The following is a 21,993-nucleotide window of genomic DNA, read 5'->3' as shown; positions in this document are numbered from 1 at the left end:
TGCATGTGTTAAGATTCGCTCCCCGGCACAACCGGGGGGCGAATCATGGAAAAGATACTTAAGAAGCTAAGGCGGCGGCATTTGCTGCGGCAAGGCCAAGCTGGTATGATCTGAGCTTGATTTGCGCCTGAACAAGATTTGCTGTGGCCACACTAAGTTGCTGGTTGGTAGCATCCGACGCTTTTACCGACTGGTCGTAAATCTTTTTGGCGTTTTCGTATGCATTATCCAGCAGTGTGCTTAATGAATTTTCAGCGTCTTTTTCATCCTCATCCTGTCCGGATAAAACATCATACAATTTTATTGCTTGTGTGTATTGCAGCGCGGATGCCGCTTCTGACTGTAAGTTGGAGGCTTGTGCCGCATAGGCCGACTGAAGTGCTACAAGGGTTAAAGCCACCGCATTATTTGCATCGGCCCCTGCGGTACTAACCTTGGCAACCAGGTCATCGTTAATTAAAGGGTTAAGCGCTTTTTTCCTGATGATAAGATTGGATAGCTTGTTAATCACTTCTGCCGAATATATCAATTTATCTATAAGTACTTTTACGCCAACAGCAACGTCCCTGGTTTTTGAATCGGCAATAACAATAGCGTTAAATGCTGTTTCCGAGTTTTGTTGCAGGCTTGTAGCTGATTGAAGGATCTGCGTCAGCATATTCCTGTTGCTCAGTGTCCGCGCCCTGTTATTGTCGTTAGTAACAACATATGCCTGGAAATTTGCTGCCTTAGTGGTAAGCGAATCAACAATAGCCTGCATTTGCTGCACATCATATTGTGTATCGGTAACCTGTATGGTCAAGGCATCCAGTTCAGATTTTTTCTTTTCGGTAACCCCATACCTTTTTGGAGAGGGTATTAAATGTGTAGTGCTCATACTTTTTCGTTTTTAGATGGTAATGAAGTTGGTTCATATTTAAACGGCGTTGTTTTTGCATAGTCAGACAGGGAGCTTTTATATTGCACCATATCTTCTTCCGGAACATCGGCCACAGACAAGATAACCGGAATATAACGATACCCCGGAATAAGCGGATCGCCAAAATTATCGGTTATAGCGGTGCTTAAATCTGCATGGACATGGCCATTTTTAGCATCATCGGGTTTGGCGGATGGCTTTGCAACAGTGTAATTTGCGAACGATACCTGCTCGGCTATTTTAACATTAAAATAAAAACCGGGATGGTCCTGCTTTGCAGGTTTAATGCTTTGCAATTCCGTGTCTCTTTTCTTGCGCATTGATGCTAATTCTTTTTTAAGATGTGCATATTCTTTTTTGGAAGCACTCAGAGCTTTTTGATCATCCGAACCAGAGCTTGAACTTGATGTGTTATCAGGTTTTTCGGCGGTGGTTTCATTATCGGTTGCCGCATCGGCAGGGGGTTCATTGCCGGCATCTATCCTATCACTTGTAGCATCTATATTTGCCTGAAGCGTTAATATCTCAGCTTCAAGGTCTGCAATAATAGGGTCGTATTTATCAGCGATCCTTTCCAGCTTTAATACTTCTTTTTCAATGCTGCGCAAACCTTGCTCTGATAACAAGCCGCTGATAAGGCCTTTATTATCGGGCAGATATATAACCCGGTGCTGCACATTGGGAGCTGGCTCGATAACGGTAAACTTAACCTTGCCTTCTTTTTGTTCGATAGATTTAGTTTCGGGGCTAACCAGGTCAACTGTTAATGCAAACGACTCTGATGGGGCAGACAGGTAATCATCAAAATTATTGATAAGTTTTTTGTAATCTTCCCTTAGCTGAGCGAATACGAAAATGGCATATTTTACACCAAGCTGCATCGATTGTCCATCTGAATCAACCAGGTCGTCTATTGAAACGGTAGTTTGGATCAGCCGTTTATTGGGGGACTGGGGCAACGTTACCAGCTTTCTTTGCCTGTGGTTTAAAAGCATGTTCTCGGCGTTCGAGATCGTAAATACCTGCTTTTTGCTATCCTTTACCAACATAAGGTAATAGTTTTGCACCGGATAGCTGTCAACAGTTGTTTCAGATTTGGTTGATGCATGTTTTTTTCCAAGCCCGAACGGGGCATTGTAATAGTTAAAATACACATCATAGGATATGTTGGTTTTATTTGTAATAGTGAGGTTTAGGTTTAGCTCGCGATTGTTAAGGCGGTAAGCCGACCTCACAGAAAAATATTCGGCGTTGCTTGATTCCAATGTACCTTCCGCTATTTTTTCTATAGCGCCGGCACTTGCCAGCGCCGCGTGGTCTGTTGTTACAATGGCCGCTATGGCATTAAAGTCAGCATCGGTAGCCGCCAGTAAATTTGTAACGGCAGAATTAGTGGCTGTAGCTTCATCGGCAACTGTATCTGAAGATACCTCGGCAGTATATGTTGAGGCTTCCATAGCAGTTTGAGATAGTTTTTCTGCATCGTAAGCTGTTGCATTTATCAAGCTATAGGCCATTTCGCCCTGTAAATATAGTTCACCTTCAGCATCGGCAGCCTTTAGTATACTGAAGATATTGCCAACATCGCCGGCCAGCCGCACAACCGCGTTAGACGCTATTTGTATATTGGATGCACTAACAGCAGCATTGGTAACAGATTGCGCCGTATAGCTTTTTTGCTGCATGGCTGATGCTGTTAAATTTGCAGCAATGTTTGCGTTTTTAACCGCTTGCGAGCTAATATTCTGCTGTTGTTTATATTTAACATTTGCCAGGTTAAGGTTTTCGCTTGCCGTAATAATTGCGCCTTCGGCATAATAAAGGCTAAAAATGGAAGAATCCAGGTTTGACTTGAGGTTTTTTTCTGCCAGCTCAAGCGTTTGCAGCGTTGTGATCACACTGGAATGCAGATTGTCGTTGTAAGAATTCATAATTTATTTTTTTGGGTGATTTAATTTTGTTTGTTATGCTTTGCCAAAATAATTTCAGCTGCTGTCCATTTTTAAAATGTTCTGTTTCATAAGTTCTTTATTATATCTTCCATTTTACATGAAGGGGTTTGCCCATCCACTGATATTTAATAATTGAATAAGAAAAGGGGAATTGATTGATCAAAATATCATAAGGCCTTGGTTCTACAACCAGTTCCCATCTCTCTTCCGACTCTGAAAGCAAGCCGTCGCGAACCAGCCAGTTGCCCCTAAAACCGTCTACACTTGTTTTGCCGATAGCTGCCCATTGCCCAACCATGTTAAGTATCATTCCCGATATCAATTCTTGCTGCTTGGCAGTAAGTGTTATACCGGGTGTCACAGGCTCGGCCAGCGGCAAACCACAAAAAACCTTATTCAGGGGAAGGTATGGTTCTGATGTATGCATCATTCCGGTAACTGCATATTGCAACACGTGCACCGCATCTAAACGGGCGCCGGCATTTGCAAACTCCTGCCCGGTTAGCAGGTTCATATGCCTGAAAAGCGCGGGCACATATTCACTTAGCAATACCATCCCGGCATTTTTTACAGGGATAGGTTCTGATAATATCTCCGTTTTGTTGATTAAAGCCGGTTTATCTTTCATCGGGATATCTTTTATTTTTAGGATACTTTTTTCACCTTTTGCCCCGGCAACGGTAACAAGTTGCCGTAATGCTGCCCTGTATGCCGGTGCAAGTCCATCCATCCGGCTTGCAGCCTGCAGCATTACGTTATCTTTTGATATTTTATAAGTAACAAACAAGTCCCAGATAAGCTCCTGCCAAACATGGGAAGCTGATAACAAAGCCCGGTTGCCCGATTTCCAGGCGAGCAATAATTTACGGTAAAGCAGCATTTGTACCTGCCGGCCTGATACTGTACCAAATGACATTTCTCCTAAAACTTTGTAAAGGCATTCCAGTTCGTTTGCAAGGGGTTTAATAGAATGATACGGATCGGACAACATATATATCAATCGTTGAAAAGGCACCATTCCCGCAAGTTGTTTAAGTTCCTGCGCGTTTAAGTGTTCGGTTTTCAATAGATTTAAAAGCGTGTGCGGGTAACGGCATATAATTTCTTCGGCAAGCATAGCTACCGGGTACGTTGGCCGGGCACTAAACCACGAAGGGACACGCTGTTCGGTAATGATCAGGTATAATAGCTGTTCCGTTATATTTCGTTGGTAAGCGTTGTTTAAGTCTTTTTTCAGTGTTTTTAGCGCATCCCCTTTACCTCTGTCTTGTTTGCCGTCCGCAGGCCAACTATATCCAATTTCAGCAATCCCCGATGATTTTAATCCGGCAGCATTCAACCGGCCTATCAATTGATGGTGGGCCGGCAATATTGAGAATAAGAGTTTTAGCATACCCGCAGATACCTTGAAACCGGCAACATTAAATTTACTAATGAGCTGATCGTTTATGGCAAGCCTTGAACCCCGCACTGCAAGGGCTTGGTTCAAAAGTTTATCGCGTCCTGTTCGCCAGTTTCCCTGCTGCTGATTTAACAACAGTAACTGTTTATAAATATTAAGCAGGGCATTATCCTCAATAACACCCGCTCGGGAAGTATTAAAAAGGAAATATATAAGGGCAAGGTCACCTATCCGGCCTGACAATGCTGGTGTGCTGATATTTAATTGATAAAGAACTTGTTCAAAATCGACCGTCCGCAAAAAGCGAATGATCTCTTTGTCGGACAACTTCAGTTCGACTAATAATTTACCGGGTTTACGTTGATGTGCAATTGCAGTTAACAGTATCTCTGTTAAGCTGATGCGTTGTCCGCCCCATGTAACTGTGTTATTGCCGGCTGTTATTGCAGTTTTAACCTTATAGGCGAGCTCTGCAATCTTTGAAGGCTCAAGGTCCATTAATATCATTTCGGGCCGGTGCACCCGGTCTTTCGGAGCGTTTGTTATAATACCAGCTATTGCTACTGCGGGGTAATTATAGTTGACAGCCGCTTTAAAGTTGTCTTTTAGGCCCGCGAACCCATTGCGGCACCATGATTTGCTTATAAAACATTCCCAAAACAGATCGTTTAATTTTTTTTCTACAGATTGTTTGTTCAAACCTGGGGTAATTTTAAGAACATTGTTAAGAGTGGCATTCACCATTGCTTTAACCTCATGAGCGCCATTATTAAAAAACCTGTTAAATAATAGCCCGGATAAATGACTGTCGCTGCGGATGGTATGGATCAATGGGTGGTTAACACGGTATTGATGCAGAATATCTAAAACACTGGTTAAAGGTTTTTTAACATCCTGCAAGTGCTTATACAGTAATGCAACAATCTTTTTGTTATTGTATCGGGTTTGGCTGCTTGTAATCTCATCCGTTTCATCTGCCTGTATCTGTTCAAGTCCTAATTGTTTTCTTAGTCGTATCAAAAACTCAGTATTAAACCGTCCCGATAATTCTGCCCGGGCTATCAGCTCTGTAAAAAACAACTTTGGCGGAAGACCCGGTTGAAGGATAAGCGCTTTAAAAGCCAACCGTAATGCGTTCTTTTGCAGCCATGCTATTTCGTTACTACCGGCTAAAAAGCCTGTACTGGCTATAACTGTCTTGAACTTATCAATTGCTTTAGGTACAGGTCCTTTATCGGCTGTAAGCAAGATATTTATCAGAGCTTTATTGCTTAAAACCGGTACTATATCAAATAAAACGGATCTGTTTTTCAACCCCCTCAATATTCGCAGTATGCTGACCGCATCCAACCTGATAAGCTGGCCCAAATCATATCGAAGCAAACTTAAAAACCGGCGGTCGGTTACGCTACCCGTTACCTGCAAGCAATACTTATTCAGGTTACGAACAAGATCTGCGAATGGGTCGGTATTATATTTTGTATATGTGACCTGCGCCGATTCAACTATTAAATTGTATTTACTATTTAGCAAACCGCTCTGCAAGTGACGGGCTACCAATCCACCGCATATTTTATCGTATATCTCTTCCCTGTCTATCCCGCTGATTTTTGCACATTGCGCTATGAAGAAATCAAAAAATATCTTAGGGTTAATTTTTTCTTTATAAATAAGCACATATGCTATACATACAGCCCGCATTGCACGCTGATTAATACGTGATATGATCCTGTCAGGTAACTGTGAAAAAAATGCTATTAGCTTAACCACCTTTGCCGGCCAGATATAACTGCAGGCACTGTAAAACACATCCATAAACCGATCGTCCAGTTTTTTTGCATGTTTAAGCCAGTATTCAATGCTGGTTGGTAGTGACAGCAGCGATGAATGACTATTTTGATAACCTGCCTGTACAATATTAACGGCCAATTCTTCCGGGCTTAAATTCATATACGCCTTTTTACCTTCTGACGGAAGGGTACCCAGCCGCTGCGAACCTTTACTTACGCGGTTATGCACAGATAATTTTTGCTGTTGCGACAGCATATTTATCACCGTCATAAATTCACCTTTTACATGAAATGCAAGGTTTGGCTTTACAATAGCTTTTTCTACCAATAAGAGCAAATCTTCATAATCAATATTATGACGGTGTGCCATTTGTTCAAGGATACCTCTCATAAAGGCGAGGTTATTAAATATAGTACCCCTATCGCTAAGCAGGTAATTTAATATCCACAATCTAATTTCTTTTCCCAGATCGGCAACGCTGCTGCGCACAAACTGTTCTTTATGCTGCAAGCGTACCATTTCGCCAGACAGGCAATTAATTTGATCATAACTTACAGGCTCGAACCCGCGGATAGTTTCATTAAAATTCGGCTCATCAAATTGCCATGCCATCCGTTTCCTGGCCGCGATGGATGCGCTGCCTGTTTCACGCAGTAGCTCGATCGTTTTATGCTGTTGTTTTTTAAAAAGATCTGAAACCAGCATATTAAGATCACCGCCGTTATAGTTCCAGGGCATAACCCCATTTACAAGAAAATACCGCAGGCTTTCCATTGATGCCAGGCTTTGTACCGTCAGTATCAAGTTTTGATCCGGCGAAGGATAACTCAGCATATCTGCAAGTTTTTCCCTCAAGGTTGATTCCAGCCTTTTTTTTAACTGAGCTTCGAGATCTTTAACTTCAATTTCGCCAAGGTCTATTTCAAGCGAATTGATAGATAAGGACATTCCTTTAGGGCATATCTGTTTAAAAACATAGTCCAGTTCGCCGGGCATAACAAATTTACTCCACTGGCTAATGCGATTTTGAAGATCAAAACCCAGCGCCTTGTCATCAAATGTTGTTGCCCAGCTTAACGTAGATATGATATGCCCCTCACGCTGTTCCATGATGATGTTTTTGTTTAAAGATCAATTGATTATGCCAATACATAAATGCAGGTATAAAGGCCTGTAGCTGCTCTGTCCCCAAAAAATGAATATCGTAGGTGAGGTGTACCGGCAGGCTTTGGTGTAAAAAGTATTGTATCCTTTTTTTAAAAACAGGCTGGTCTGGTGGTAAAATAAAGGCGGGGTATATCAGCTCCAGGTCGCTTTTAAAAACCGGAAACTCATCAAATTTTTCAATTTCCTTTTTCCCATCAATTTTTACTGTAAAGTAATACGCAGCATCGGGAACCTGTTTAAAATATTTATTTTTCTGCTGATCTCCGGATGCTGCAACCAAGCTGTAATGTGCCCCGTTTACATTAATACCCTCGCTCTCATAATCATCCTGATGTTCCTTATTATCGGTTAAAACCTGTACGGTTTCCCAGGCCTGGCTATAATTTAATAAATTACCAACCTGAAAATACGGGCCATCCTGCAGGTTTCTTGTAATAATAACCTGGTACGTAAAATTTCTTTGCAATAAACCATTTTCAATTAGCATTAAACCCTTACGTTCGGTGATCATCCACATGGCGTAACATAAGTTAGCTTCCTGATCTGTTTGCCCATAATTGCAAAGTATAAAGTTGAGGTAGGTCATCCGCAGGCCAAATAACAAACACATCTTCAGCTCTATTGCCGAGTAGTTTTCAAAATCGGTTACCGTGAGTTTTTCAAGAGCATCAATTTTCGCGGCATCAAATATGAAGTCGCGGTTGTTACCGTTTAATATCTGGTGCTCAAAGTCAGAAGGGATAGCTTTTGGAACACCGGCTATTTTTTTGCGGCCAGCATATTATATCCCTTCTGCCTGAAATAGGATAAAAGACCCAAATTTTGGAGATAAAGACTTTTGAAGATAACAAGGTCTTTTGATCCGTTTCCGCTGTATACCGACCCGTTAAGCATATGATCTATAGTCAACGGCGACTCACCGTGCCTGGCCAGTAAATGATCGAGCATAGCATTACGGCGTGTGATACTAATTTTTTCGTCTTCAATAAATTCAGACAATCCGTGAATATAGGCGTTATAAGGGTCGTGTTTAAAAGACTCCCAACTGTCGTAATCAAGTTCCTTTTGTGTTTTTTGGCCGGTATAAAACCGCTTTACATCATTATCTTTTAATAAAGGCCTGATGTTGGGCACATCGTATAGCGACCGGTAATAATAGGTGGGCGAAAAATAAATATACGGTGCCGGATATTCGGGAAATACCCTTTGTTCGGTATTAAGTGTACTGTAATACGAAGCTTCGTCGGTTGGGTCGGCAGAGAGCGAGTTTTTGAAAGAAAACAGGCGGCTAATACCGGCCAGTTGTGCAAACTGATTTGCCAAAACCTGATCAAACAGTGTTAAATAAGCCTTTAACTGCCGCGACTGCGCTACCGAATATTGTGCAGGATTACCGGTTGCTGCATCGCCTCCAACTGAAAATATAGCAGGGAATGTATTTTGGATAGAATAATAACTACTTATATCCCTGTAAGTACCAGATTTTACCTGGTCCTTTTGATCAACCATATCAAGGTAAACATCACCGGTGTTTATGCCGCGGGGTTTGCTGGGCTCGGTAAGTTTATAATTTGCCGGGATGGGGGCGCCTTTGTATATGATACTGAGGCCGTTCAAAAGCGAGGACGGGAAATCCAGATGGGGAAGCAAGCCCGGTGACAGCATCATTTGATCCATAACCTGCCCGTACACATACATGGTTAACTGACCAACCTGGCTAACACCTTTTACGTTACCTATAACGCCCATTAAATCCATTATATTTAGCTTTAACCTTGGGGCGCCAAGTGTTTCCTGCGTAAACCAACCGTTGCTAAGTACAGGTCCGTCAAAAATCTCCGACGTATCGTACCCCTGCTGTCGTAACTTATCGTACCCTTGTTGTACAGCAGTGGGGAAAATATACTGCTGAATGGCATTATTGATGGCAGCCAATGTTTGGTTAACTGATGCTGTGCCATCAATATCGATACGCCCGCTAATAGTAAACGGGAAAGTACCAAATGGCTGCGGGGTAAAAAATAGTTCGCCTATGTTCCGGCTTTTATTAAGACTGTAATAAGCTTCAGTACAAATATCATTTTTTTCTTTTTCGGTTAATCGTTCATCCAATAACAGGTATGCCTGGTATATATACCGCATGTATGGCAATATTGCCGGATATGCTATAACGATAGCATTTTTTATAGCCTTATTACTGTCTATTAAATACTTCCGGTAGTCATCCGTTGTCACCGCGCTGGTTGTCAATATAGCTTGCGGCAGGTAAAACTCATCATTTGTAACAATACGGCCCCTGGGGTCTGTTAAAATATCTTCTATTGGAAAATCGTTGCAATAGCCAAGTTCGGTTAATGCAAAGCAAACCTGATCAAGTATGGTTACCCCCGGATCGCTGGGGTTAAAATTTGTCCATTCGCTTCCGCTGTGTTTTTTCAGGAACGATAGTCCGGCTGATTTCAATGCCTGGAAATCCTGGGTTTGAGGTAGCGGCTGATCGACAATGAATAACTGCTGTTTCATGATGCTTTACAGTTAATGTTGTGATCAAGAAAAGAAACCAAAAGCATGGAAGGCCTAAAAGGCTTTACCTGAGTTGTATAAGCAACCCCTGACGGGTCTGTCGATGGGTCAGACCATGTTTGTAAGCGTACATTATTTACCTGCAGCACACCATTTAAACCTGCAACAAAGCCCGCTACCTGTACAGCGGTAATTTCAGTGTCGATAGCTACCTGCACACTATCTGACGATATCCAGGGGGATAAAAACAAATTAAGCTGCTGCCCTATCTGTGCAGCCACCTCATTTGTGCCATTTCCCTGGTCAACAATCAGGTCGGCGGTTACCCTGATAAACTGAAAACTAAAGTTAGATACCCCAATACTTATAAAACAAGATGATTTGGCTATAAGCAGAGCACGGATCTTTTCTTCGGCACAGGCGCTTATCAATGGTGTAAAAGCCCCTGTAACTTCCGGCCCGGTAAAAGATTTAACCAAATACACTTCATTTGTATTGGTTGTATAGTTAAAAACTGTTTTGGCATAAAAAACATCCGGGAAGGATTGGATAATGATGCGGAAAAAATCATCTGTCGAGCATGCCCGGCCCTTGGTTTTTATCCGGTTGCTTACGCGCAGGTCCATCTGCCAATCCGTTTCATCTACCTTACCGCCAAAAGAAGGGAACGGTTGTTGTATGGTAGCCAGATGCGGCACAGCAGACAATGTTTTGGAAATTGTTGCCGCTGCAAGATGTGTAACAGATGCGCCTTGCTGCTGCCCGGTACGGCAGGCAATAAAACCATTAGCCGCACAATAAATGGTTTGCGGGTATGATTGAGGGGGGGCTGATACCGAGATCGCTAACCAGCATTTTCCGGGTTGGTTTTGTAATCCATTATAATCAATATCCGGTGGGATATTGATTTTTATAATGCCCGAACAGCTAAAATCACCGGTGCCGTCAGCAAGTACCTCTAAATTTTTCCACCCTGTAGTACTCAGATAAGTATAAGATGCCGCCTGGCTTGTGTTGGCAAGTGAGTATACCCTGGCAAGTTCAAAGTACAGACTTAGCTGGGCTGGCGCAAAAAGCTTTTCGATACCTATAAAAAGGCAACCGCTACTGTTAAGCGGGGCAAACATGGGTATCCCGGTAGTATCTGTGTTTTTACCCCCGTTAAATGTATAGTTATATTTAGCGATCCCCGAGCAGGCATCATAAACCTTATAGTTTTGAAAAGGCGTATACAGGAAACATTGTATTGGATATGTGCTATCGGAGGTAGTAAATATTACTGTTGTACTGGCGCCATATGCAGCGGATATTGATGACACCTTTGGCACAAATGGTATAGGGGTAAGTGTAGTAAAAGCCGGGGGAAGAGCATCAGCAATTTGCTGCGCATTATCCAGCGTTATCTGAAAAACTATTGCAGGATATAATAAAGACCCAAAGCCATCATCAGGGCCGGTTAATGTCATTTTCAAAAATCCGCTGGTATTTTGCCCGGTATATTTCAAAGGGATACTTTGCAAGCTAACATCTGGAATAATTGCATCCTTAGGGATATATTGATAAATAGAACAGGTATCAAGTACAGAGTTTGTGGTGGAGAACATGGTAGTATCCGCAGGCGGAAGGTTTACGTTACCAACCCCTGTATCGGCAATACACCCGCCTGAATTACGAAGATCAATTTTTGCCCACAGCTGATCCTGCAGCAATTGAAAAGCTACTGTAAAACAGCAGTTGTTAAAAACCGCTTTAGGCTTTTTTACTTTTGATGCTGCCGGTTTAGTACCGGCTATGGTATTTTTAAGGTTTGTTAACCAGCATGGCTTGGCAGGCGGCGGGATATTCATATCGCCCTCCAGGTATTGGTTATACTGCAAATAGTAGGTCTCAAAATCTTTTGGAACCCCGTTCCAGTCCAATTCAACGGAAAGGCTTTTTACCGGTTTGCTAAATATTTCGCTGCTTCCGATAATAAAATTTGCTCCTTTCATCGGGGCCGGGCCCATAAACGGAAATGGCGCTTTTGTGCTGAGTGAACCATAATCATTATACAGCTGCAGACTTTTAACGCCGTTAACTAATACATCTATTTCTAACTTGGTAATTACCGGCGGGTTTGCCGGATCGGGCACCTGCTGAAACTGGATCTTAAAAAGCGGCCATTGCGTTTCTAACAGGTCCGGATTTTTTTTAAATGGTTCAATAGGAGGCTGTGTAGCATCAAGCTGAAACTGCAGTACCAGTACATTCGTCGGTTCAAGCGGTACAGGCAAAGGCGTGGCCATTACCTGCAACCAATTGTTAACAGTACTAAAATAAAAAGCGGCATTGTTAAATATCGAGTTATCGATATTTTTACCGCAGGTGATAGTTAGGGTGATGGTGCGGGCGCCTTCCTTTAACAAAAACATAGGTGAAGCAAAGGAAATTCCTGTGGCCACCAGTGCACCCTGGTTGTTGGTGTTTCCGAAGGTATTAAACCCTATAATATTGCCTTGCTGATCTTTCTGAACCGTACCAGGGGCAGGTACAGTGTTCATGTAAATGCCAGTACTGCCGGTAGTAACCTGCGATACAGATAGTGTGGCGAGACTGGTAATTATACCCGGATTTAGTATTACAGCCCCCGGGTTTGAGAACACGACCGGCTTTTTCTGATTATCTGTTCCGGCATTGAACAGGGTATTAGCAGGCAATGTAAACGTCATGCCCGGTTTAGCAAGGGTAGCACTCATATAGGCGCTGTCCGGCGATCCGGGTAAGGCTTCCTGTTGTAAAATATCCCGGTAATAAAAATCAAGGTGCTTTTTTGAAATACCGTTGAGCTGGCCCTGGTGCTGTTTTAAGAGGTCGACAAATCCGCGCAGAAGTAATGTATCGGGATAACTGCTTTTTTTTTGTTTAAGATAACTATATTCCTTAGCCGCATAACTGATACATTTTTCAAAAAAATCAAAAACTATCTCGCCGCTTTTTTGCAAAATATCAAGTACATCGGTAGGCTGGGTATTAATAGTTATGCGATGGCCCATATCAAGCACTTCCCAATAAGGAGCTTTGCCCATTCCGGTTTCCCAGATAATTTGTTCGGTATAATTATATATTTCATTGGCCGGGTTAAATGGAGCGGTTATCCCGGGGACGATGCGGGTTTTATGCATCGCTTCCTTTAACGATATCAGCGCCCAAAAATATTGGCTGTAATGATCGCGGATGTTGGTAGTAACATACCTTTTAAACTCGTACTGAATGTGCGAGCGTTCCATATAATAGACCCAGTCCCTGAAATAGCGATACACCTGGTCTATCTGGTCGAATAACTTATTGAAGGAAAAAGAGATAAAAGCAGTGGTATCCGGGTCTGTTCCATTATTATCTGCAATACAAGTATTAAGGGTTTGGCAGTTATTGAGGAAAGTAATATAAAGTTCTTTGCTATTTGTCCTGCTGATCATCGCGGTAAGAAAAACCGGATCTTTCAAAATAAACGGCACCCAGTTACCCTGTACCTGGTTATCCTGATCATAGAAGTTAATAACCGAAGCGAACTTAGCCAGGAAACAAAGCATATCCTCTTCGCTCCTGCCATCTATTAAGGTAGCCGAAGGGACGAGAGCGCTCTTTAACGAGCTATATGCGCTATTTTGATCTATCCCGCTTATCATCTCACTTCAAATTTGTTCCTTCCATTATCGAAAATGGAAATGTGTGGTTATGCCTTGTATTGGTTTGTATGTATGTATAATCTATTATTATCTCCAGCATCCCGTTAAGCATATCTGTAAATTCAACATCTACGCCCGAGACTTTTATCCTTGGCTCGTTTAACAGTAACGACATTTTAATGGTGTTGATCAGTTCTCCTTTAAGCGTCTCATCTATTTTTCTGAAAAAAAACTTTTGCAACCCTGAACCAAATTGCGGCTCCATGTTTCTTTCGCCGGTTGTTGTAAAAAGTATCAACCTTATCGATTCGTTAATATTAGCCTCGTAAGCAGTAAGGCTTACCTGGCAGGTATCCGCCGAAAAACAAACCGGGAATGACCAGCCAGACCCCAGGAAGTTCTTTTCCTTTATGACGATATGACTATCCACCTATTTCAACTGTAAAATCACCTAATAATATCGAACCGCCATGCGCAGTAGTGTCACCTATCCTGGCTGCCGGCATACCCCCTATTAAAACCGTAGCCGAACCTTTTACGATAGAATCAGGCGGGCCAACGCAAATAAGCATATCGCCTACCCTGGCTGCCGGCAGGCAGCCAATAAGCACCGTGGGTTCGCCCGGCCCTACAACCGGGCCGCCTACGTGCGGTATAGGTGCAGGTACCGCAGGTGTTTCCATCGGGCATTCATGAAAGTCGGTTAATCTGGCTGCTGGTGGCATATGCTTTAATTTATCATGATCATTGCACTTTTTAAAGTCAGTTCCATTCCACTGTTTATCTGGGCAGTTTCGCTGCCCATTGCAGAGTATTGGCTATCTGCGGTTTCTTTTATATTGATCCCGCTTATCTCTACATCCCCTCCCTCGGCTTTAAGTGTTATACCCTGGCTGCCCGTTATATTTACTTTTTGGTCGGCCTGGATATTAATATCCTTTTCACTTTTTATAGTGATCCCCGAAGATGACATGACTATGCTGTTATTATTTTCGTCCTGAATTGTTATCTGTTTGTCCTTATCGCTGAATATCATCATGTTCTTATCAGGCGTATTCATCGTAAGCACGATATTCTCATCATCGAACTGTATAAAAAGCCCCGATTTTGATACGATGGCTTTCAGTGTATTATTTTGATCAGGCTGTAGTGTATTGTAAGGCTTAATAGACGTGCCGCTGTACATACTACCCAATATAACGGGGTACCTGGGGTCCTCGTTTAAAAAGCCCAGCACCACTTCGTCCCCTACTTCGGGCAAAAAAAAGGCTCCTGCATTAGCGGTTGAATAAAAATTTGACAATCGTGCCCATATGCCAGCCCCGTTCTGATCGAACAGCGGTACACTTACCAATATGCGGTACTGGCTATCGGGGTCGTCGCTTATCTGCTTTACCGTTCCATTAAGCAACCCGCGCGCGCCGGGCAGTAAACCTGATGCAGGGGCGGCCATTACATCCGGCTCATCTGTAAACCAGGCGGGCGAAAGCCCCAGCGATGCTTCTGATATCCAGTTACCGTCAGACAGGTTATGTGTTATCCCCGAAACAAAATGATTACCGTTAAACCGGTCGCCTAATCCCTGTAAAGCAATGTAGGTGGCAATATCTGCCAGTGCCGATCCCTGGTATAATACCCTGCCCTGTATTTTAGAATATTCGCTTTTTATTACCTGCGCATTGCACCATCCGGTAAGGTCTGCAGTTTCCATAGGCGCTGTAGTTTGCAACTGGTATTCACTTATGCCTACCATTCCGGCAAGGTCTGCCGAACTGAGGTTACCGGGACCTGTTATCTGGTTTTCGGCCGAAGCTGTGCTTACCGCCTGATTTTTATAATCCCAGGTGGTGGCGTTCACTCCCGGTAATTGCGTCATCGCATTCAGATCGGCATCAAATTCCAGCAGGTTATTCCCATATGCTATGGTCAATACCGGGTCTGTACTGGCATCGGGCTTAATTACAGATACCTTTCCGTCAATAGTTGTTACCACCAGGCCATTTACTTCTGCCCGTGCCAGCATAAAATCCCAGTCGGTTGTATAATACTGTACCTGCTCGGGCCATTGGGTAGATGTGCTGGTAACGTTGGCGCTTAGGCCACTATAATTGCCTATGATAGATGAAATTATGTCGCTATCGGCCTGTTGCGAAAAGGTGAGGCATTTACGCACTACCGTCATATTTATGGACTGATCGCGGCATTCTACTTCAAGGGCCGAACCTACAGTATCGTTAATTACAATACGCTGCCCGGTAACAATTCCCTTAAAAATCACCTTTTCATCAGCATCGTATCCTGCCTGTATAGCTATAGCTGCCCCCGGTACAAACGTAGCGGAAGAGCTTACATCAAACAGACCCGTATCAGCCTCGCCATCAAGAATAATGATCCTCGCAGACGATACCCTGTTCACCCGCTTTTCTACCTTCACAGATAGTATCCGGACGGTATCAGGAACAGGCGAACCGCCAGCCGTTACGCTGAATGACGCCAGCCCACCGCTTGCAATATTAGTTGGCTGCGACATGCTGGTACGGGATTATAGGTGGAAAGGCCATTGTACTTACGCCTCTTAGGTCTCTGAATTTATTTAAGCCGTTAAATTTGGCTACCTGTATGTAGTAATTTTCGTTATTCCATACCTGCATACACATTTGCGGTAGGGTAAGCCCATCGGTAACGGTCACCAGGTGTGTCAGGTCCGGCGATTCATCAGCATCTTTCTTACTGATCACAACAGGCGAAAGGTACTGGCTAAAAGTGAAGGATATCTTTGCCCGGAGCGGGCTCCCGTCGGGCCTGAAAAGTGTATAAGAGATATCCATTGTATTGAGGACACCCTGAAACATCGTATTTTTCCCCCATATTATCTGTACATAATTTGGCCGGTGAATTTTACCCTGGTATATAAACACAATATTTTCCAGCGTGCTTATCTCCTGCGCCATATTAATACGTTTGCTATCAACAATACCTGTACAATCTATCACTATGTCAAAACTCAGCTTATCGCTTGCGGTATGTTTATACTTCTGCGCGCTTGAGCTCGAATCGGGCGGTTGCTGCTCGTTGTAATCGATGCTACGCTGCAGCTTTACCGATTCCGGGTTGATCATGACATCGTAAGGGGTACCTACGGAATTCTGAAAATTTTCATCAGAATAGCCGGAAATTTGCATAGGTTCTAATGCTGGCATTTTTTTGGTGTTTAGCGATGGTTACGAAACCTGTTCTTACTCTCTCTTATCATTTCACGGCATGCTTCTATCATACTGCGCTTCAGTGCCTGTATCTCGCGGTCGCTCATGCCCTGTTGCCGGGCCTCGCCGGATACGATCTGGGTTCTTATTACTAATTCTCTGATCTCTATGGCCATTATTGATTTTTGGGTGGTGTTGGGTAAACGATGGTATTTGTTGAAAGCTCAAAAAAAGTATACGCCATTTCTATAGATTGTATGATGATACTCCCGTCTTGCGATTTCAGATCCGAAACAGAATACTTAACTGGATAAGCGCCATTAAACGTCCATGCCAAACAAACCTCCTGCGCCGGGTTTAAAAGATTTACAGTTATAATGCCCGTAGCTATAGATTGTGTAAACCCGCCGGATAACGTGCTTAAGCACCATGCATTAAATGTTGAATTCTTCGGTAAAACCGCACTTTTCAGTACCAGGTTTTTAGAACTTGCAACAACGGGTAACCGGTATTTAAACCGGTTTTCCCCGCCGCAAGTAACCTCCTCAATGGCCATCTCCTGCGAGATACCGGATACTTCCTGAAATGCTATATTCTCATTATTGTATCCAACCTGAAAGTAAAAGTTTACCGGATAGTCGTTATGAGGACTTACCGTTGGTGATGATGAGCTGCTCATGTGCAATTTCTATGGTGTCTACCGCTACTTCGTTCCCGTCTGATTTAAGATCTGTACTGGTGATCTTAGTCGGCCATGCATTTAACAGCTGCCATTGCATAGTTATGCTGCCATTTTCATCAAGCAGTTTTATAACTACTGTTTGCCTGGCAACGGTATTCATGGAAATTTGCGTGCGCCAGTTCCAAAATGTGTTATCATTTACAAATACGCCACGTTTCATGGTAACGTTACCATATTTAACTATGCCGGGCATTTTTTCTGTTGAAAAAAGCGGGCTATTGCTGTTCCTGTATTCGATGATCTGGTGCTCTACATCCATACCGGATACCTCCTGAAAGGCTATCTTCTGCATGCTTGCTCCAAGGTCTACCTCGAATCTGAATTTAGGCATCGGCCATGTTGAGCCTTCTGCACTTCCGTTGTCTGTTGCCATTATTTTGTATGTTTAAGTTGTAATAAAATTGATTAACTTGATACTGCCATTTCCTGTTGGAAGGTGATCACAATAAACTCTGCAGGGTGTATCAGCGATACCTTTACGGTTACGTTCATAAAACCTGCGGTTATGTCATCTGCGGTCATTGTAGCACCAAGCCCGCACTCCACGCTGTAAGCATCTGCAGCACTCGCGCCCATCAGCCCGCCTTGTTTCCAAATAGAATTTAAGAAGCTGCCTATCATTGATTTTACCGCTTCCCAGGTGTTTTTAACGTTTGGCTGGAACACATAGGCCTGCGCGGCCAGTTTACACGATTGTTCAAGCATTATCATTGTGCGCCTAACCGGCAGGTAACGCCAATCGCCGCTGTTGCCATCAAGTGTGCGGGCGCCCCAAACCAATATGCCAATACCGTTAAATGAGCGTATTGCATTGATAGATTTACCGGATAAAGCATCAACGTTAAGGTTTCCCTGCTGTGCCTCGGATAATTTTATTGGAAGCGATGACACACCCACAATTGAGGTATTTGCCGGAGCTTGCCATACGCCGGCTGCCTGGTCAATAGTGGTCATAACGCCTGCCATGCCCCCGCTTGGCGGAAGTATGTTAAGGTCTAAAAGTATATTGTTGATTATAGTTTTGTACACGGGGTTGGCAATAAGAAGCGCATTGTTTAATTGCTGTACCGTCATGGTAGAAGAACCCGATTGTATAGTGCTTAAAATAGACGCAGTGGTTGGGTCTGGCGCAGAGGCAGGGTTAATTATCGGCGCAAGCTGTTTTGTATCTCCGCCAAAAAGGTTGGTATAATCAATATCGCCGGGCTGCATAATGGTTGTGCCCACAAACGGGTAATAAGCAGTACCATAGTTTAACCCGTTAGAGCCTGTGTTACTTCTGAATGTTGTGATATCGTTAGTGTAAAGGATCGGATCGGGGGCTTTACCTCCTATTATATCAAACACACTTATTGCGGTACCCATTTCAGAGTTTTGCAAAAGCATTTCCTGCATCAGGGTAGCATTATCCGCTATCGAAAGCAAGGTTGCTTCGGGGCAGATGTACATGGTTGGCTCGTCCTCGTTTTTAAGGATGTTAAGGCCGCCAAGCAGGTCATTCAACTGTACATTAGAATTAATGACCTGATCCCCTGGATTTGCCGGTTTGCCTGATGCTGCGCCATATGAACCTACCGAAACGATGTATGCATCAGCGCCGCCGTTTTGGTAAAACATCATAATACTATTGTATAAATAATACACCGAGTTAGGATCGGGTACGTACGAATAGTAGGTACCGTTAATAAGCATATAGTTACCGGTTACCGGTTGGCTTTTTTGCGCTACCAGGTAATATTGTGGTACGTATTGCTTTGCCGCAGGTGCCGGTGATGGCGGAGACGGGTAGCAATAAATTGCCTGAAAGTCTGCAAATGATGTGATCTTAAACGCAACGTTGGTGTAAGATTTACCCTCGTATACGGCCTGCGGCGTATAACCTATAAAGGCGGGGATGGCGGTAGCCACTGGGACCACCGAATTGGAGAATGCATTTTGTTCATTAATGTAAACTCCGGGAGAACTGATTGTTGAAAGGTTCATAAAGTATGTTTTAAATTGCTAATTATAAGTATACGTACATCGGCGATGAAAGCTGCTGCCGATTATTTACCAAAACCGGGCTTACAAAGTCGGGGTTGGGGTTAGGTAAGCCCTTGAAAACAATTTTGGCCGTTGTGGCGGCAGTTACGGTTCCCTGGCTTTTTGGTGGCAGGCGGTTTAAAAGGTTAAATTTATATTTAGGCCAGTTGCTTAACGGCAGAAGCCGATCACCGGATGAGAAGAGCATTGCCGTTTGGCCAAGTTCTGTCATAACTTGCTGCGGGCCATCAAAGGTATTTTTCTGCTTATCTTCTATAACCGGCGAGGATAACTCTACCGCGCTTTGATTGATCACGTAATACTGCCACTGGGTAGCCCTTGGTGTATACTCAATGCAAAACCGGGGTTGTTCTTCCAAAGAGGGAAAGTCCTCAAAATTCAAAAGAATTTTCCCGGCGTAATTGTATTGCTGGCGGGGTATTAATGTTGGGCCGAGTATAATTGAGCCATTTGCAGCCTGGCCTGATGTGTTGCCGATATTATATTCGATACTGCCCGCCCAATCAATGGGCAATTCGGTAAAATTATAAAACGAGGCATCGTTACAAATAATATTTAATTGAAAATATCCACGGCTGCTAATATCAGTTAAGCTTTTCTGCAAAGCGGTTATACTACGCCCAAAGGTATATAACCTGAAACCTCCTGCAACTGATGAGATACCTATCTGATATCTTTTAAATAACTGCTTAGTTTCAGGGTCGGGTTGAAAAGTCAGACATTCGCACCATCCCGATTCGTAATAATTATGCCCAACCATCAGGTCGAAAAATATATTGTAATTTATTTTCATGGCATAACCTGGTTTGTGGTTTGTGTAACAGCCGAAATAGTCCCCCTTACCTGGCCCGACTGAATATTTAATAAACGCACTTTATATAATATAGATGGCTGATACTTTGCTCCCATAGCTGTCCATAAACTATGCATCTGGTGAAATGCAAGCTTCACAACATCAAGGTCGAGCTTTTTGATCCCTCCGAGTATCGTAGAAAGATCAGCCGGGGTAAGCGATGTATGGCCCTGAAAATAAGCGATCACGGCGCTCAGCATTTTAAGCGACTCCCCGTAATCATCAAAATTAGAACTGAAAAGTATATCAAGGTTGTAATATTCCGAAGGGCTGCCTGATGAGTAATTGCTATCCTCTAATGGCCGGTTGTAGGTATTAAAAGGTTTATTGGTTTCCTTTTCAATATTAATAAGCGAAAGCACTACTTTATTCTGATTAATGAGGGGAATAGCGCCATCGGTTTGGATAACATTATTCATCACAACAAGGTCTTCATCAGCGTGAAAATTGTTTTTAAGGGCCTGGTTCAAAGCCTGAACTATAAACTGAAGTGCCTCGTTGATCATGTTAACCGTTTATATTACCTGAATGGGTAAAGTAAAATTACTACCTTAAAAACAGTTGCGTTAAAACCGGGCGTATACCAATCGTGAACATCAGGCAGCAAATAATTATCCATATAGACAAAACATAGACAGCCTGAATTAAGCATGTACAGGATGCCCATTTAAATAAGATCTGTCAAAAAAATTCAAGTAGTTTATCAGCAAGCCGACCTGAGAAAATTCCTCAGATCTACATCCCGGGTAAGGGATAGCTTCTTTTTAAGGCGGTAGGTGTGGGTGCGTACACTCTCCTGGTTTATTCCCAAAAGGTTCCTGATATCGTCATATGACATATTCATTTTCAGGTAACAGCAATATTTAAGATCGATAGGTGTAAGATATGGGTATTTGGCTGCCAGGAATTCAAAAAAATTAGGGTTGGCCTGCTCAAAATGCAGTTTAAAATCTATCCATAAATTTTTATCGTTTTGCACAATCTTAATAGCGCTAACAATGGATCCAAGTTCAGCTCTTAACGAAATATCGGCTTTTTGGTGCAGTTCGGCAATACGGTTTTTCACTTTGGTTAAAAGAACAGTTTTTTGATCGAGCTCCATAATATAGCGGCTAAGGTTAGCAGCAGAACCCGGCGACTGATGAACAGAAGATATTTCGGACACCGCAGGAACCGGAGGTGGCAGCGCGGCCGATGGTTCGTCCTGCAACAGAAAAATTGAATTGATGCACGAACACAGGTGGTTCTTAATTTTTAGATGTTCAATTGGATAGGTAAACATAATGTGTTGTTCTGACCAGCAGAGCCGCTCAATCTCGCTGCCGCGTGTTATACATAAAACAGGCGTTTTATATACTGATGAGCCGGGGAAACAAGTATCAATTACCAGTTGATTGTTCCAAAAACTCATCACAATAATATCGGGTTCAACCGCACCCGAAATTTTAACAAGGTCAACACTCCTGGTAACAGTTGTTATCCTAAAATTGTAAATACAAGTTTCTTTAAAAGCGCTTAATAATAAGGTCAGCCGGTCGGTATCATCACACCCAATCACTATTGATTTCTCTGCCCTCATCTTTTATTACATAAATAAGGCGTACCTGTGTCCCGAATTTTTTCATAAGAAATTAGCCCCTGAGAACAGGTTTTGAAGCAGAGAGATTTCATACAAATGGTTTAGGTACTTAACTGATTTGCTAAAGTTTAACCAATAAGCAATCAGAACTTAA

17 protein-coding genes are annotated in these 21,993 nt (G+C 43.0%); all 17 read right to left on the bottom strand.

Annotated elements, in window-relative coordinates; all coding sequences use genetic code 11:
• Nucleotides 1-58: 58 nt before the first annotated feature.
• The gene (locus tag EWM62_RS06865) at nucleotides 59-877 is read right to left on the bottom strand and encodes a hypothetical protein (RefSeq protein ID WP_129875911.1); all 819 of its coding nucleotides are present in this window, start codon (nucleotides 875-877) and stop codon (nucleotides 59-61) included.
• Complete coding sequence (locus EWM62_RS06860; RefSeq protein WP_129875910.1) at nucleotides 874-2,850, bottom strand: hypothetical protein; 1,977 nt, start codon at nucleotides 2,848-2,850, stop codon at nucleotides 874-876. Before EWM62_RS06860 ends, EWM62_RS06865 begins: the two co-directional genes overlap by 4 nt.
• Nucleotides 2,851-2,950: 100 nt before the next feature.
• Entirely contained in the window at nucleotides 2,951-7,174 is a 4,224-nt protein-coding gene (locus EWM62_RS06855; RefSeq protein ID WP_129875909.1) for a contractile injection system tape measure protein, read from the bottom strand.
• A complete protein-coding gene (locus EWM62_RS06850; protein ID WP_129875908.1) occupies nucleotides 7,161-7,817 on the bottom strand; it encodes a hypothetical protein in 657 nt (218 codons plus the stop codon). Before EWM62_RS06850 ends, EWM62_RS06855 begins: the two co-directional genes overlap by 14 nt.
• Nucleotides 7,818-7,990: 173 nt before the next feature.
• On the bottom strand, nucleotides 7,991-9,754 hold the full coding sequence (locus tag EWM62_RS06845) for a hypothetical protein (protein WP_129875907.1): 1,764 nt from the start codon (nucleotides 9,752-9,754) through the stop codon (nucleotides 7,991-7,993).
• On the bottom strand, nucleotides 9,751-13,419 hold the full coding sequence (locus tag EWM62_RS06840) for a hypothetical protein (protein ID WP_129875906.1): 3,669 nt from the start codon (nucleotides 13,417-13,419) through the stop codon (nucleotides 9,751-9,753). The genes EWM62_RS06845 and EWM62_RS06840 overlap by 4 nt, the downstream gene beginning before the upstream one ends.
• 1 nt (nucleotide 13,420) lies before the next feature.
• Nucleotides 13,421-13,849, bottom strand: coding sequence for a GPW/gp25 family protein (locus tag EWM62_RS06835; protein WP_203234994.1), 429 nt, complete (start codon nucleotides 13,847-13,849; stop codon nucleotides 13,421-13,423).
• Nucleotides 13,842-14,144, bottom strand: a complete 303-nt coding sequence (locus EWM62_RS06830) for a PAAR domain-containing protein (RefSeq protein WP_129875905.1) — start codon at nucleotides 14,142-14,144, stop codon at nucleotides 13,842-13,844. Before EWM62_RS06830 ends, EWM62_RS06835 begins: the two co-directional genes overlap by 8 nt.
• A 5-nt stretch (nucleotides 14,145-14,149) precedes the next feature.
• Complete coding sequence (vgrG, locus tag EWM62_RS06825) at nucleotides 14,150-15,949, bottom strand: type VI secretion system tip protein VgrG (RefSeq protein ID WP_129875904.1); 1,800 nt, start codon at nucleotides 15,947-15,949, stop codon at nucleotides 14,150-14,152.
• Nucleotides 15,933-16,619 carry a CIS tube protein gene (locus EWM62_RS06820; RefSeq protein ID WP_129875903.1) on the bottom strand — a complete coding sequence of 229 codons (687 nt, stop codon included), beginning with the start codon at nucleotides 16,617-16,619 and terminating at the stop codon, nucleotides 15,933-15,935. The genes vgrG and EWM62_RS06820 overlap by 17 nt, the downstream gene beginning before the upstream one ends.
• An 11-nt stretch (nucleotides 16,620-16,630) precedes the next feature.
• Nucleotides 16,631-16,798, bottom strand: a complete 168-nt coding sequence (locus tag EWM62_RS19265) for a DUF5908 family protein (protein WP_162499795.1) — start codon at nucleotides 16,796-16,798, stop codon at nucleotides 16,631-16,633.
• Nucleotides 16,798-17,301: a phage tail protein gene (locus EWM62_RS06815; RefSeq protein ID WP_129875902.1), complete on the bottom strand. Its 504-nt coding sequence runs from the start codon at nucleotides 17,299-17,301 to the stop codon at nucleotides 16,798-16,800. Before EWM62_RS06815 ends, EWM62_RS19265 begins: the two co-directional genes overlap by 1 nt.
• The gene (locus EWM62_RS06810) at nucleotides 17,264-17,737 is read right to left on the bottom strand and encodes a phage tail protein (protein ID WP_129875901.1); all 474 of its coding nucleotides are present in this window, start codon (nucleotides 17,735-17,737) and stop codon (nucleotides 17,264-17,266) included. Before EWM62_RS06810 ends, EWM62_RS06815 begins: the two co-directional genes overlap by 38 nt.
• Nucleotides 17,738-17,769: 32 nt before the next feature.
• Nucleotides 17,770-19,347 carry a phage tail sheath family protein gene (locus EWM62_RS06805; RefSeq protein WP_129875900.1) on the bottom strand — a complete coding sequence of 526 codons (1,578 nt, stop codon included), beginning with the start codon at nucleotides 19,345-19,347 and terminating at the stop codon, nucleotides 17,770-17,772.
• A 22-nt stretch (nucleotides 19,348-19,369) separates the two neighbouring features.
• A complete protein-coding gene (locus EWM62_RS06800; RefSeq protein ID WP_129875899.1) occupies nucleotides 19,370-20,200 on the bottom strand; it encodes a hypothetical protein in 831 nt (276 codons plus the stop codon).
• Nucleotides 20,197-20,766 (bottom strand): DUF4255 domain-containing protein, encoded by a 570-nt coding sequence (locus EWM62_RS06795; RefSeq protein WP_129875898.1) that lies wholly within the window; start codon nucleotides 20,764-20,766, stop codon nucleotides 20,197-20,199. The genes EWM62_RS06800 and EWM62_RS06795 overlap by 4 nt, the downstream gene beginning before the upstream one ends.
• 197 nt (nucleotides 20,767-20,963) lie before the next feature.
• Entirely contained in the window at nucleotides 20,964-21,839 is an 876-nt protein-coding gene (locus tag EWM62_RS06790) for a helix-turn-helix transcriptional regulator (RefSeq protein ID WP_129875897.1), read from the bottom strand.
• Nucleotides 21,840-21,993 lie beyond the last annotated feature (154 nt).

This window comes from Mucilaginibacter terrigena (assembly GCF_004168255.1).
GTDB lineage: Bacteria > Bacteroidota > Bacteroidia > Sphingobacteriales > Sphingobacteriaceae > Mucilaginibacter > Mucilaginibacter terrigena.
The sequence above is the reverse complement of the archived record's forward strand: the minus strand, read 5'-3'. Positions and strand labels throughout refer to the sequence as shown.